The sequence below is a fragment of the Njordella aestuarii genome (genome assembly GCF_056494165.1).
In genome coordinates this window covers 3,119,883-3,134,240 of the sequence record NZ_CM151397.1, presented here as the reverse complement: position 1 = coordinate 3,134,240, position 14,358 = coordinate 3,119,883, and the positions used below count along the sequence as shown (strand labels likewise).

10 protein-coding genes are annotated in these 14,358 nt (G+C 50.5%); 2 read left to right on the top strand and 8 right to left on the bottom strand.

Features of this window, described 5'->3' with window-relative positions; translation table 11 throughout:
* Nucleotides 1–27 precede the first annotated feature (27 nt).
* The 3 genes from SH451x_RS12250 to SH451x_RS12240 all read right to left on the bottom strand — a co-directional run bounded on the left by SH451x_RS12250 (nucleotide 28) and on the right by SH451x_RS12240 (nucleotide 4,586).
* On the bottom strand, nucleotides 28–972 hold the full coding sequence (locus tag SH451x_RS12250) for a hypothetical protein (RefSeq protein WP_479362743.1): 945 nt from the start codon (nucleotides 970–972) through the stop codon (nucleotides 28–30).
* A gap of 290 nt (nucleotides 973–1,262) precedes the next feature.
* Nucleotides 1,263–3,059: a translation elongation factor 4 gene (gene lepA, locus SH451x_RS12245; protein WP_479362742.1), complete on the bottom strand. Its 1,797-nt coding sequence runs from the start codon at nucleotides 3,057–3,059 to the stop codon at nucleotides 1,263–1,265.
* A 756-nt stretch (nucleotides 3,060–3,815) separates the two neighbouring features.
* Nucleotides 3,816–4,586 (bottom strand): SDR family NAD(P)-dependent oxidoreductase, encoded by a 771-nt coding sequence (locus SH451x_RS12240; RefSeq protein WP_479362741.1) that lies wholly within the window; start codon nucleotides 4,584–4,586, stop codon nucleotides 3,816–3,818.
* A gap of 207 nt (nucleotides 4,587–4,793) precedes the next feature.
* On the opposite strand from SH451x_RS12240, the gene SH451x_RS12235 reads away from it, so the two are divergent.
* Entirely contained in the window at nucleotides 4,794–5,339 is a 546-nt protein-coding gene (locus SH451x_RS12235) for a PH domain-containing protein (protein ID WP_479362740.1), read from the top strand.
* Complete coding sequence (locus SH451x_RS12230) at nucleotides 5,339–6,091, top strand: PH domain-containing protein (RefSeq protein ID WP_479362739.1); 753 nt, start codon at nucleotides 5,339–5,341, stop codon at nucleotides 6,089–6,091. The genes SH451x_RS12235 and SH451x_RS12230 overlap by 1 nt, the downstream gene beginning before the upstream one ends.
* Before the next feature lie 197 nt (nucleotides 6,092–6,288).
* On the opposite strand, the gene SH451x_RS12225 is transcribed toward SH451x_RS12230, so the two are convergent.
* The 5 genes from SH451x_RS12225 to SH451x_RS12205 all read right to left on the bottom strand — a co-directional run bounded on the left by SH451x_RS12225 (nucleotide 6,289) and on the right by SH451x_RS12205 (nucleotide 14,323).
* Nucleotides 6,289–7,101 (bottom strand): MBL fold metallo-hydrolase, encoded by an 813-nt coding sequence (locus SH451x_RS12225; protein WP_479362738.1) that lies wholly within the window; start codon nucleotides 7,099–7,101, stop codon nucleotides 6,289–6,291.
* Between the two features lie 21 nt (nucleotides 7,102–7,122).
* Nucleotides 7,123–7,797, bottom strand: coding sequence for a transposase (locus SH451x_RS12220; protein ID WP_479362737.1), 675 nt, complete (start codon nucleotides 7,795–7,797; stop codon nucleotides 7,123–7,125).
* 198 nt (nucleotides 7,798–7,995) lie between these two features.
* Nucleotides 7,996–8,820, bottom strand: coding sequence for a phosphate ABC transporter ATP-binding protein PstB (gene pstB, locus SH451x_RS12215; RefSeq protein WP_479362736.1), 825 nt, complete (start codon nucleotides 8,818–8,820; stop codon nucleotides 7,996–7,998).
* Between the two features lie 23 nt (nucleotides 8,821–8,843).
* Nucleotides 8,844–11,627 (bottom strand): phosphate ABC transporter permease PstA, encoded by a 2,784-nt coding sequence (locus SH451x_RS12210; RefSeq protein WP_479362735.1) that lies wholly within the window; start codon nucleotides 11,625–11,627, stop codon nucleotides 8,844–8,846.
* On the bottom strand, nucleotides 11,624–14,323 hold the full coding sequence (locus tag SH451x_RS12205) for an ABC transporter permease subunit (RefSeq protein ID WP_479362734.1): 2,700 nt from the start codon (nucleotides 14,321–14,323) through the stop codon (nucleotides 11,624–11,626). Before SH451x_RS12205 ends, SH451x_RS12210 begins: the two co-directional genes overlap by 4 nt.
* Between the last annotated feature and the right edge of the window lie 35 nt (nucleotides 14,324–14,358).

Sequence of the window (14,358 nt, the reverse complement as noted above, 5' to 3'; positions counted from 1 at the left end):
AAAACGCGACGGAGATTCGCATGCTCACTACAGTGGAAGATCTGTTTCGCTTTGGAGTATGTCGATGATCAGGTTTTGCGAGATTTGAAGCATGATGACCACGCTGGATTCGTTTCGCTCTACTTTGATTTTCTTTACGATGTCCAACGCTTTCTTCGCCGTCTCATCGTTCCCCAGTTGCTCTTCCAACAAACTAACCATCGCAGTCGCGCCCTGCACCAGTTGTTGCAACTGCTCGGCCTTCTTGGTATCGACGGCAGCCAAGCGGACTGCCACGTCCAGATCGCTTCCATTCTCCGTTACGTCAGCCGAAATCGCCGTCACTATTCGAGATACGTTCGCTGCTACATCGTGCTTAACCATTTGTTCTGGTAGTTCGAATAGCTGTACGCTCAAAATAGCGTCCGCATTCGAGCTGTCTTGAGGCATGGTCGTACTCGACTTTTCTACTGATTGCGCAAGAGCCGCAAGAAGCTTATCCCGGTTGGTTGTCGCATTGACGCTTTTGTTACCGGTGGCATCCGTTCGGATGGCGATATACAAACGTTGGTTGTTGACCTCGATTGAGTGGATAGTTTCCCCTTGGACTTCATCCGACTGGTAGCCAGGTGCGCCCAGCAAGAGGCCTTCGATGTTGCCAGAACTCTGACCAAGCTGCACGGACAAGCTTAGCGAATCTTCAGGTTTATCCCAATCGGTTCCCGTCAGCGTGATGGACTGCACTTCTTCAAGTGGATTAAAACCCAGGGCTTGAGTGACTTTCTCAAGCACATCGTCTTGGTCGTTACCGATTTCTTTTTGAGCTACCTTGCGGGTCGCTTCAAGTAAGCGGCTGCCGAGCGACGTGTCGGCGATTTTCTCGATGTCGATTCGAACAGCAAATTTTGCGTCATTTTGCGCGAATGTAGGCTCATAAAGCGAGGCTTGAATGGCCACTAGCATCGCGAAAACTAGTGAAATTGAACGAAGCATTTCGTCCCTCCGGAAAAAGGATACGTTTTCATAAACGGCGACAGACTTTTTACGCATGCGGCCACTCTTCCGTTACCAAAAGTTTTTGGATTTAGAGCCGCAGAGACGCTATTCGCGTTTAATGCGAGAGTATTCGTAATTCCAGAGCGATTTTTGCTAGCATGTGGAAATCGCTGATCGTTTCATACAACTCTGAAATCCTGATTACGACCAGGCTCGCGACTGGCAAACGCTTGAGCCGCGTAGTCAGTTGTTAAGACGCAGTAGCTGTGCGATCATTCTCGCTACAGTTAATCCTTGTCGTTACGAAGCACCGAGATGAAAGCCTTCTGCGGAATGTTCACGCTTCCAAATTGCTTCATTTTGGCTTTTCCACGTTTTTGCTTCTCCAACAATTTATTCTTCCGCGTCACGTCGCCGCCATACAGTTTGGCTGTGACGTCCTTGCGGAAAGGTTGGATCGTTGCTCGAGCGATAATACTTCCGCCGATAGCTCCTTGGATAGGAATTTTGAACTGGTGGCGAGGTATCGCCTCGGCCAGTTGCTCGCAATAATGTAGCGCTCGAGTGCGCGACTTATCGCGATGCACTAGATACGATAACGCGTCGACCGGTTCCTTGTTGACAAGAATGTCAACCTTAACAATATCCGTCTTCCGATATTCGATCGGCACATAATCGAATGATCCGTAACCACGCGTGATCATTTTGAGCTTGCCGTAAAAGTCGAAGAGCACTTCGCCAAGCGGCATCTCGCTGGTAACTTCGACACGTCCCGCCGAAAGGTAGCTCATCGTTTGACTATCCGAGCGATGCTCGCGACACAGTTCCATAACAGGACCGACGTACTCCTCTGGAATGAGGATGGAAGCCTTAATAAACGGCTCAGTGGTCGATTCAATATTGGACGGATCAGGCCAGTAGCTGGGATTATCAACGTCAAGTGTTGAACCGTCACTCAACTGCAGTTTGTATTTAACCGAAGGCGCCGAGATAACTAACCCCAAATCGAACTCGCGCTGAAGTCGTTCTTGAATAACATCCAGATGCAACAGACCAAGGAAACCACAGCGAAATCCAAACCCAAGAGCCGCCGAACTGTCCTTCTCAAACGTCAGCGATGCATCATTGATCGATAGCTTCTCGAGTGCCTTGGTTAGATCTTGATACTCATCGGTGCTCATAGGATAGATAGACGAGAATACGACCTGCTTGGCTTTTTTATAGCCAGGGATAGGTGACTCGGCTCGACGATTTTCCAGCGTAATTGTGTCTCCAATTTCGATATCTTTGACACTTTTCACACCGGCCACGACGTAGCCGACTTCCCCAACACTTAGTTGACTGCGGGTCACAAGTTTCAACTGATTGTAACCGAGCTCGTCTACTTTATAGTCGCGGCCCGCGTGCATAAAGTGAATTATCTCGCCGGTCTTTAACGTCCCTTCGATTACTCGAATTTGCAGAATAACGCCGCGGAAAGTATCAAAGTGTGCGTCAAAGACTAGTGCTTTCAACGGTGCCTCAGGATCGCCCTTAGGCGCCGGAAGGCTTTTGACGATTCCTTCAAGCACGTCGCCGATCCCTACGCCCGTCTTAGCCGATACGGGTATAGCGGCAAAGGGATCTAAACCCAGATCTGCATCAATCTCTTCACGTACCCGTTCGATGTCGGCGGCCGGAAGGTCAATTTTGTTGATGACCGGCAACAGTTCCAGGTTATATTCCATCGCTAGAAAAAGATTCGCGACAGTCTGAGCCTCTACGCCCTGCGATGCGTCGACCACGATCAATGCCCCTTCGCAGGCCATCAAGGATCGCCTAACTTCGTGGGAAAAGTCCACGTGACCAGGGGTATCGATCAAATTCAGCAGATAATCTTGACCGTCTCCAGCTCGATACGACAGCGTGATAGAATTGCTCTTGATCGTGATACCGCGTTCGCGTTCGATATCCATCGAATCGAGCATTTGGTCATGGAACTCACGCTGCGTAACTGCTCCGCAAGCTTGGATAAGGCGATCGGCCAAGGTCGACTTGCCATGATCGATATGGGCAATAATGCAGAAGTTCCGGATGTTTTTCATACAACAAGGTCAGGGGGAGAGTTAGTCGAATCGTGCTCGAATTGTAGATGGTAGCCGATGATCTCGACAGCCAACAGCGGCAATTTTGCTCGACCACGCCGCTCGAACGAGAAAAACGGATTCTGCCCAAAACCAGGTCGACTGGGAACGGCTATCTCGCCTACCACGATCGAGAGCAGAAATATCCGTTGAAGAGTTTCCGCATAATCAACTGACTTGATCAGCCGATTTTGAGCTTTCGGCCAAGCTCAACGGCCCCGTGTGCTAGCTGGTCCGAAAATCGATAGCGACTGGGCAAATCGAGCCGATGGCCTCGTCCGAGACGTAGCACTCTCGGATCCTGTTGCGTGTACTACAACGCCCCCGGGCGGAAGCTTCCAACTCCACTGAACTAGCAACTTTCCCCTCGAAACCAAAGCTTCACGCTTTGCCTCCGAAGGACACCGGTGCGACGACTGCAATGCGCGTCACGGTTTCTGCCAACTGCGGGGAAGGTGCTTAGTGCGAGGCGGTGGCAGCACTCTTGGTTGAGCTTTTACGCGAGGCTCTAGAGGTTGTCGCGGCACATGGGGCAAACGTGGTGTGACTTTTCCTCGTGGAGGTAGTGCCGACATTGAGGTGACTTTCGAAAGCAAATCCGAAATCGAAACACACCGACTTTATCGGCAGGTCATGCGACGGAATTGAATGGCGCGAAGTGAAACGAACAGCGGAGAACCGAGGACTGCGCTGAATGCTCTCACATGCACTTATCCATCAAACGCGTTGCATCTTGCCGACCAGCTTTCGAGTGGCAGAGCGAGGTAGAAATCCAACACCTGCTACCATGAGTCGATTTTTCCAACCCGGTATCACCGTGTCCTCGTTTTTACGATATCCCTGATAACCTGTTTCCGCGACGAACTCGGCGGTCATGGCCGAAGACGAAAACATGTCGAGCTTCCCCATGCCTGAATCGTTGCCAAACCCAGATTCTGTCGGGCCGGGCGCTAGACAAGTTACGTGCAAGCCGGTTCCTGCGAGCTCTTCACGCAAGGCCTCGGTGAATGACAATACATAAGCTTTGGACGCATAGTAAACCGCCATGTTGGGGCCAGCTTGATACGCGGCAATTGATCCCACGTTCAGGATGCCGCCAGTTCCACGCTTCAGCATATCGGGTAACAACAATCTGGTTAGCCGAGTTAGAGCGACGACATTGACCATAAGCATGTCGGTCTGCCGCGCAGCCGAAAGCTCCGCGAATTTCCCAAGTGCTCCGAAGCCGGCGTTGTTCACCAGTGTGTCAACGTGGATAGACTTCTTTTTCAGTTGCTCGCACAGTCCATCGACTGCATGGGAGGTCGCAAGATCGGCGGCAATGACTTCCGCCGACACGTTGTGCTCGGCACGAATCAAATCCGCAAGGTCGTGAAGTTTGTCTTCGCTACGAGCAACTAAAACCACGTTATCACCGCCGCCAGCAAATTGCTTGGCTAATTCGAGCCCAATACCAGACGATGCGCCAGTGATAAGTGTCGTTGTCATATTATGCTTTCGTTGAATTCGCAGCTTTACCGGAAATTGATCGGCCTTTGTAAATTTGTCTATAGGATGGCAACAAAGCACATTCCATACCACTTGTCAGTCAAGCACCTCCAGTTAAAAAAGCGTTTCTGCGACGCGTACTCCCTTTCAGCGCGTACAGCGAGTAAATTTTCTCTTAGTCGCACTCGTCATTGATAGAGGAATAACGTGTACACACCAACGACGCACCTTTCGCCTCCAACGCGAAATACTGCAAACACTTTTGACGCAGCGGGAATCACGCGCCCAGATGCAAAATTGTTAACCTACTATATGCTTGTCGCAATCTGCACCGGACCTGCAGTAATCGTGGCCCTTCCAGCATTGTGGTTGCGTTACATTACCCTCCTTTACCGATTTGATTCCGAAGGTGTTTCGATGAAACGGGGACTCCTGTTTCAAAAAGAAGTTCAGCTCACCTATCGCAGAATTCAAGATATTCATGTGACGCGCAACCTTTTTCAACGTTGGCTCGGTCTGGCCGATGTGAGCATACAAACGGCATCAGGTAGCGCGACGCCTGAAATGAAAATCGAAGGAGTCCTCCAAGCGGAAGAACTGCGCGACTACTTGTATAGCCGAATGCGCGGCGCTCGAGGCGATGAAGAATCGGCTCAGGAAGATTCGGAAAGGCACCCCGATCAAGCAATCGAACTGCTCAAAGCGATCCGTGACAATCTCGCGACCCTAGTGCAACAAAAAGAGACTAATTGATGTTAGGACCAAACTCAAAAGACACCGTTGTACTTCGCGCCTCGGAGTGGTGTTATCGAGGCATCTGGTCGATACTAACGCGTTTGTTTATCGTCCCGGAATCCCCTCCTACATTGCCGGTCGGCCCAAATGAATCAGTCGAGGTGTTTCGACCAAGCCACGCTTTTTTAAACTATCAGCGACTCTTTTTTTGGATTGGGTTGGTCATCGTCGATGTGATCCTCACCGCGATCTGGATAGCCATTGCGATCTGGTATCCGATCATCGGTTTACTTATCACACCTCTGGCACTGGCGCTTATCATCCTCCCCGACATACTGGTATACATTGCTATCCATCTGAAGTATGACACCACGTGGTATCTGCTTTCCGGCCGGTCGCTGCGAATTCGTCGCGGTATTTGGGTTATTCACGAAACGACGATCACGTTTGAGAATATTCAAAATGTGCATCTTCAGCAGGGACCTTTACAGCGTTACTTTGGATTCGCGAACCTGACGGTTGAAACCGCGGGCGGAGGCGGAGGCGCAGCCGCTGAAGGTGTGCGAGGGGGATCGCACCAAGGTTTACTCGAAGGCCTCGCAAATGCATCCGACATTCGAGACCTGATCATGAAGCGACTTAAAGAATCGAGGAAGGCTGGGTTGGGCGACGAACACAACGCCAAAGCCACTCCTGCGCACGCAGGTTTTTCCGTAGAATCGATTAAGGTTCTAGACCAAATCCGCGAATTGACTCAACAGTTGATCTAAGATCCAGCGATAGCAAAAGTGAATCGCCATACCGGAGCAGCAAATTGTCATGCGAGGCATCAAGAGTGGTGCTGCGAGCCCAATGTCTGATTTCTGCGTCAAGTTTGAGATTGTCGAAATGAAGGCGATGAAATGCTCGGCGCTTGATAGCACTATCGTGCGTTTGAAAAAAGAGATTCACCGATTCGCCAATTATATCATGACACGACGTGGGCCTTGAGCGACAAAGCGTATTGTTTGATCGTTGGCAGACGTAGTGATTTGTCGCGATGAGCGCAGAAGAGAGGGAAACGGCCTCTGTGTCGCTCATGATGCGCAGCTAAAGCTACCTCGGGCGAATTATTGTGTTCTGAAAGATGCCCCAAACATGCCCACTGAAGTTGCCGCATATCGCACAAGTCCAAAAGCTCAGCAGCATCGGCATTCGAAATGTGGCCGCATCGTCCTGAGATGCGTTGCTTTAAGTGAAGCGGGTAAGGACCGTCCCGCAACATGTCCTCGTCATAGTTGCTTTCAATCAAAACCGCGTCGAGAGTACCGATAATCCTTCGAAGCCCACTAAAGACATGACCTAAATCGGTCAGCAAACCAAATCGCTGCCCAGATACAACGTCTTCGATTACAAAACAGACACCTTCGATCGCATCGTGAGGCGTTCTTAACGGCTCGATACGCAGCGAACCAATCTGAAAGGGCTTACCCGAGACAAAATAGTTCGGATCACCTATGTTGCCCGTGGACCGCTTTGCGCAAGTTGCCTTCCAAGTTCTGGAGTTGGCGTAAACTGGCAGCCCGAATTTGCGATGAAACACTCCAACGCCACAAATGTGATCGCTATGTTCATGGGAGAGGATTAACGCATCGCAATCCTCGATATCATAACCATGCTCCGCCAATCGCGTTTTGGCCCTGCATCCGCTTATTCCCGCATCAAAAAGCAGCCGCGTCTCGCCACTCCGCACAAACACGCAGTTGCCAGCACTTCCTGATTGCAATGTGATAACTTCCATGGCACATCCAGTAAAAAGGTGTCAGGACTCTTTTTTCGGTCTTCCAAGTGGTCGGAGGGTCGACTGGAGCTTTAAGCGGCTTGCGGTCGACTTGGTCCATTCTTCCTGTCCATAAGGTGTACCACGTCTGACACAACGTCGGATTGCTTCCAGCTCTTTTATCGTCAACGCCGTGTTGACTCGCTGTATCCAACGTACCGTCCGTGGGATAGGCCAAGGGGAAAGTAGCTTAGGCTCCGGTTCGGGCTTTGACAACCAACGATGCAAGGAACCCCATTTCCAGTCCTGGGCCCTGGCGACCAGGCCTGCCCGCACTGCGTTTCGTTCGACATACCGGCAGACCGTCAGAAAGTGTTCGTCATCCTGCACTGGAAAGCTTTTGAAACGGCCTTGGTAAACGTGACCTTGACCAGCCGTATCGTAGTGAGCATGAAGCCGCATTGTGTGAGTCAAAGTCACCCACCGCAGTAGATTGCTCATCGCTCCGTCTTCGAGTGGTTGCAGCACAAAATGCCAATGGCTGGGCATTATCTGATAGGCAAGCATTTGACATTTGTAGCGTTCCAAACCCTCTGCAACAATGCGCTCGAATGCGTCGTAGTCTTCCGGTTTCTGAAAAATAGTGCTACAAGCATTGCCCCTGTTCAGAGCGTGATAAATCGCCCCTGCCTCATCAGCTCGCTTTGGTCTTCCCATACAAACCTCGACGATAGCTCGCGTGTGAAACGAGTCCTGACACCTTTTCCACTAGATGTGCCTGTTCTCCAGTAACTTCGAAAGGTGATACTGGCCGTATTGTGACCGGCAAGATAAAGCGGAGCAACTGGGAGCCAAAGAAAAGGCGAAACCGTCTTTGCCGCGGCAGAATTTAAATAACGAGTCCTGACACCTTTTTTAGCCGAAGCGGCCGGTGATGTAGTCTTCGGTCTCTTTTAACTGAGGCTTCGTAAAGATCGTTGATGTCTTACCGTATTCGATCAAACGACCAAGATACATAAATGCAGTGTAGTCGCTGATGCGGCTGGCTTGTTGCATGTTATGCGTTACGATCAAAACAGAATACTCGCCACGCAGTTCGTCGATCAAGTTCTCGATCTTGCCTGTCGCTAAAGGGTCGAGTGCCGAACACGGCTCATCCAACAAAAGGACCTCCGGATCGCTGGCTATAGCTCGCGCGATACATAATCGCTGCTGCTGCCCACCAGATAAACCAAGACCACTTTCGTTTAAGCGATCTTTAACTTCTTCCCATAACGCAGACCCGCGCAGACTTTTTTCGCAGACTTCGCTCAACCGTTTCTTGTTTCGCTCGCCATCGATACGAAGCGGATAAACGACGTTCTCGAAGATACTCATCGGAAACGGGTTCGGTTTTTGAAAAACCATTCCCATTCGCTTACGTAACTCAATCACGTCGACGCCGGGCGAAAATATCGAATCCCCCGAAAGAACCATGTCGCCTTCGATTCGCACGTTTCCTAACAAGTCATTCATGCGATTGACACTGCGCAGAAGACTCGATTTTCCGCAGCCACTGGGGCCAATCAACGCAGTGACTTTGCCATGCGGGATCTGCATGGCAATCTTATGCAACGCCTGCTTGCGTCCGTACCATAGACTGAAATTTCGGATATCGAGGATAGGAGTCTCTTCGAATACATCCGCATGGATGGCCGATTCGATCTCTTCACCTTCTGCAATTGCTTTTAGTCGATCCACCGAAGCTCAATATATTTTTAGGACTAGAACTGGACGCCTTGAAAACGTTTTTTCATGCGAGAACGAAGGATGATCGCGCACAAGTTTAGCATCAGGACTATTAGGATCAACAGCAGCGTTGTCGTAAAGACCATCGGCTTGGCCGCTTCACTATTCTGGCCTTGGAATCCTAACGCATAAATTTGGAAACCAAGGTGCATAAAGCTTCGCGAACCGTGGAAGAACGGAAATTCGCCATCTAAAGGCAAATCAATCGCCATAGGTAACGCGCCTACCAACATCATCGGCGCTACCTCACCAGCTCCACGAGCCATCGCCAAAATGGTGCCGGTCATAATACCAGGCCGCGCGTGAGGCAAAACGATGCGATGAATCGTTTGCCATTTTCCCGCTCCACAGGCATACGAGCCTTCCCGCAGTGAATTTGGGACCGCTGAAAGTGCCTCTTCTGTCGCTACAATGACGACGGGTAAAGTCAGAATCGCCAAGGTTAACGAGGCCCATATCAATCCCCCCTTACCAAAAGTTGGATTAGGGAGGTTCGCTTCATAGAAACCATCAAAGAACGGTGACTTAGCAATCAATGCGACAAAACCTAGCAGCGACACCAGCCAAATGAAGCCTGCAATCGACCTTCCAAAACGTCGCCACGGCCCCAACGCCATCGGTGAACCTGAGCAGGCAAAACTGACAAAGAAAGCAACAACCGATACAGCCGCAACAACCCCAAGCATGAGATACCATGTTGCCGGCGGCCAAACTGCGATTCCAGCTTTGTCGGGGCCGCCATCAATGTAACCACCTACAACATAGCAAAAGAATGCTAACCCAAAAACTCCGTATACAACACTTGGAACTCCAGCCAAATTATTGATCGCGATTCGCAAGATACCAACAATCCAACCATTGGTCGCATATTCACGAAGGTAAAGCGCCGCTAAAACGCCAAACGGAACGACCATTAACGCCATGATCATCGTCATGACCACAGTTCCCCAGATCGCGGGAAAAAACCCGCCTTCCATCCCAGCTTCGCGTGGGTTCGCACTAACGAACTCGTACCAACGACTGCCGAAAACTCGTAACTTACCAAGCAAGGTCAACTGATTTGGCCGGTACGCACGTACAATCTCAGCCACTTCGATTTCCGTCTGTTTCGCCGGAGCAACATGCCAAGCGTCGTCGATCCGGCTGACATAACCAATTCGTTCGCCGTCTTCGGTTGCCGCAACGACCCACCAAACGTCGTTACCGATTTTAGAAGCGGTTAGATCTGCGTTCAGATCAGCTACCTTCCAGCCCAACTTACTGACGACCTCTTCTAACAGCTCCGGTGCAATCGCTGCATCATTGTTATCAGCATCCGCTTCTTTATCGAACTCCAATGCTGTTGCGGCATCAAGTTCGGTTGCGTTCATTTTCACATACGAAGATCGCATCTCCGCTTCAATCTCAATGATTTTCTCATTGACTTCAATCTGCTTCAGCGAGATAGAGGTCAAAACCTCTTTATAGCGAGCAATTGCCTCCAGACAGGTCGGCGGCAAATCCGCAAACACTTTGAAACGATCTGCACTTTCCGTTTGGAAAGTTTCGATTTGCTCCAACGTCTCCGCCTTACTGCGAGCGAATAATGCATCCAGCTTTGCTTTTAGCTCTTCAGATACTGTTACATTTTGCATCAGCACGTTGAACAATGCATTGAGTTCGGTTTGTTGGGCCTGAGCAATACTAACAGTCACCCAGTCGGACTCTTGCTCAAAAACTGAATCAATAAACAGCACATTGAAATCTAATTCGGCTTGTCGCAACGCCAGCCGCGCACGCTTTAGCTCGCGATCATTATGCGCAAGCTCCTCTTGCAAATCTGCCAACTGTTCAGGCATAGTTGCGATCGAGGCTGAAGCAAGCTCGAACGCGTCCCAAATCGTCTGCGGCGACTTTCCAATAAGCCATAACTGCTGCGCATTCTGTGGCAAACCTGCACTGTCCGGCAGAACCTGCATCGCGCCTTCGTCATCGACGTACTCCCAATGTTCGCCTGCACTCAGTGGCGTACCATCCATTACGCTCTGATAAAATTGCGAGGAAACTCGTTGAGCGTTCTGGGTAAGCGACGCATTGATTGAGTTGGCCTCCTCTTCGGATAACGCCAACTCTTCGGTCGCATATCCTTGTAATGTTGCCAGCAAGCCCTGTGCTTCAATGAGTGTCTGGTACTTAGTTTCCGTGCTGGGAGAAAACTTCTCATGAAATGCGCTTGGAAAGCCGTAAAATCTTCCGGAGTGTAGACGCTCGACCACCCAAACTTGCTCGGGATAAAACGCCTCCGTAGAGTTCTGTTCGAACTCGTTCAGATAATCAAAATGCTTTCCGGAAAGTTCAAAGTTTCCGACTCGAAGGTATACGCGTTCTGCCAGTTCATTGGGAGAACTTCCCAATCGGTCGAGGGCCTTCTGTCGGGCAGGCTCGCTGAGAGCCCCCAGTTGCGTTGCTTCATAGGAAAACGAATCGATTTGTTGCGGTTCGCCAGCTGTCATCCCGCCGTCGTGCATTGGGTAGATGGCAAACAAAGCTGGCCAGAACGTCAGCATTCCGCGATAAAAAACGAATGTTAGAAGCGCAACAATCATTCCGATGGCGACGACGAGCATGCCACCGGTTAGCCATACAAATGATTCTCCACGAGCAAGCACCGTGAGGCCAGATTGTACTGGACGGTGTGTACGCGCTACATGAACCGGTATAACCTCGCTCGTTGCATCGCTCACCGGATTCAAGCCTGCTGCAGGTTGGATGCTGGTCATAATTGATACGACCTCTTTCGAAAACGCATGCGAACAAACTCGGCTAACGTATTGGCAACCAGTGTAAAACAAAACAGAAGCAATGCGGCCAAGAAGAGCGTATGAAAGTGGGCTGATTCACGCGCCGCTTCAGGCAACTCTGTCGCCAGCGTTGCGGACAATGTTCGGTAGCCGTTAAACGGATTCACATCCATAACCGGTGTGTTGCCCGCGGCCATCAGTACCACCATCGTCTCACCTACGGCGCGACCGAAACCAATCATTATTCCACCAAAAAGGCCACTCATCGCAGTCGGCAGTACGATCCTCGTAGTTGTTTGCCATGCAGTCGCACCACAACCCAGCGAAGCCGATCGCAGATGCTGCGGGACCGCTTGCAAGGCATCTTCTGCAATCGTGTATATGATCGGAATAATTGCAAAACCGAGGACGCTACCTACCAGCAGAGCGTTGCGTTCTTGGTAACTTCCAAAAAATGTGCCGCGTGGGTCAAAACCACTGGAAGTCAATACGGTAGCAAGGAGTGCAGCCAGCCCGACTGTTGCCAGACAGCTCAACAAATACCGAGCGACCATCAGAATCGAGAATGGTTTCGCTCCCCAATCCCGTGCGACCGGTCGCAGCAATCCTGCCACAACTGTCACCGAGAGGTAAGCAACGAGCAACATTGAGATGGGCAACAGCAGCATGAACCAGCCTGGCCATGCAGATGCGTCTTGTGCATCAAGCCACCAGATTAGCGACCTCTCAAAAAGCAGGCGTTCCAATGGATTCGCAATAACCCAAGCGGCATAAATACCTAAGGGCACAACGAAAACCATGACCGTCGTGCGGAATCGTTCCAATCGCAAGTAGATCTGTTGTGGCAAAAGAAGCCACAGATTCCCAACCAAACCCAAACAAAAAATCAGTGTAAAAAAGGAAAGTAAGATGGCAAATACATTTTCACGAAACAGACTTGCGAGCACCAACGCCGCGATAAAGCCTAACACAACACTGGGTATGCCTGCCATCAACTCAATCACGGGCTTTACGCGATTCCGAACAGGGCGACTCAGAAATTCGCTGCTATAGATTGCCGCCATTAGTGCTAGAGGTACAGCGATTAGCAGCGAGTAGAAGGTGGCCTTTAGCGTTCCGAAAATTAGTGGCAGCATGCTCAGCTTGGGTTCAGCATCCACGCCTGCTGAACTGCTTTGCCAAATCGAGACGGGTTCGGAGTATCCTTCGTACCATATCGGAGAGAAGAAGGATTTTAGCGAAGCTTCAGGGTAACCGAGTGCTAGGTTGTAAAGTTGCAAATTGTTACCTGCTAAGACACCAATCTTGTCCTGCTTCGGCGATATCCAGACTTCAGTGGCACTGCCGCTAACGTCAACTTGCTGCTGATCCAAAACGGTTGTAGTCGGTACATAGCTCACCTGCAACTGATTGTTCTCTTGAAGAGACACAAACAATCGAGACCCAGACGACGCACCTAGCTTGACAACAGGGGAATCAGCAAAATCGAAACGATGCGCCGGCACGAACTTGTCGGTTCGCAAGCTATCTTGAGCGTTCTCCTGCTGGGCAAGAAATGTTCCCACGACGGTACCAGAACTTGTACCCAACAGCATGGTGTTATCACCTAACAACGGCACAGCAGTTCGTATCGTCATTTGGGAATCTTGTTCTGGCCATAGAGATTCAACGGCAGATAGCCAGTTTGGCGGCGCATCAGAACTAATCTTGAATCGATGCGCAGCACCGTTCTCCAGCCAGACTGTAGCAGAATCACCTCGTTGATGGACCAGTATTCCGGCGCAGTCATCAGAAATTAAATCCGTTGGGAGCGGACACGACGTATGTTCCCAACTGACCGACTCATCTCCTGTAAACTGGTTCCGCTTCGTATCAATCGTGCCTGCCACAAACTCTGTGTCCGTGACCGCGGCGAAAACTGCCTCCGTCGATTGGTCGAAACTGCTAAGTAACTTAGGTGGCAGCGAGTCTATGCTACGAATCGGCGAACCGCTGACCGATTGAGGTTCCGAAGCTGCCACGTCGCTGACCCGTTGTCGCCGGATCAGTTGTCCGGCCAAAATTCGATAAGTTGAATCGCCATTCAAGACCACTTCCGAGACAACCCCATTTTGAGGGCTCAACGCTTCGGCGACTTCGTCCGGTAGTTCATCGTGCTTTAAGAAAGTCGTTTCGTACTTGATCGAGAACTGCTGAAGGGTACCATCCGAACGACCGAGCATTAAACGATCGCCACTTCGATCTCGGAGCGACGCCGTCAATTCGGCAGTTGGCTTGGTCGAATTGGAAAACACAGCGAGCAGTTGCTGGTTATGCACAGAACGACAAACCAAGTCACCTTGGCTGTTCATGAACCAAACGATCTCGCCGAATTCATCGATACCACTGTGGATAATGGGCACGCTCGCAACGGATTCAAGCTGCGAGGCTAATTCCGTTGTTCCATCTTGACCATCCCTATCTAAAGGAACAACGGTGGCAGTTGGGTCAATGGATGACTTGCGCAGGAGCGGCAAGACATTTGAAACAAGTACAAGCACCACCAGCATCACGGAACCGATTGTGGCAATACCACCGATGGTGATGACTTGCCTAGCAATCTTGTCTGATAGCGCGACCTTCCATGACGTCTTCAGTTTTCGGCGAGTTTTCGCTGGCTGATTCGTTTCAGTCACCTAGATTTACTCGTCTGTTGGGTTCGTGTTTATTT

Coding starts and splice junctions, on each gene's coding strand:
- SH451x_RS12250 (WP_479362743.1), bottom strand. CDS start 972: ATGCTTCGTTCAATTTCACTAGTTTTCGCGATGCTAGTGGCCATTCAA.
- SH451x_RS12220 (WP_479362737.1), bottom strand. CDS start 7,797: ATGGGAAGACCAAAGCGAGCTGATGAGGCAGGGGCGATTTATCACGCT.
- SH451x_RS12230 (WP_479362739.1), top strand. CDS start 5,339: ATGTTAGGACCAAACTCAAAAGACACCGTTGTACTTCGCGCCTCGGAG.
- lepA (WP_479362742.1), bottom strand. CDS start 3,059: ATGAAAAACATCCGGAACTTCTGCATTATTGCCCATATCGATCATGGC.
- SH451x_RS12210 (WP_479362735.1), bottom strand. CDS start 11,627: ATGACCAGCATCCAACCTGCAGCAGGCTTGAATCCGGTGAGCGATGCA.
- SH451x_RS12240 (WP_479362741.1), bottom strand. CDS start 4,586: ATGACAACGACACTTATCACTGGCGCATCGTCTGGTATTGGGCTCGAA.
- SH451x_RS12225 (WP_479362738.1), bottom strand. CDS start 7,101: ATGGAAGTTATCACATTGCAATCAGGAAGTGCTGGCAACTGCGTGTTT.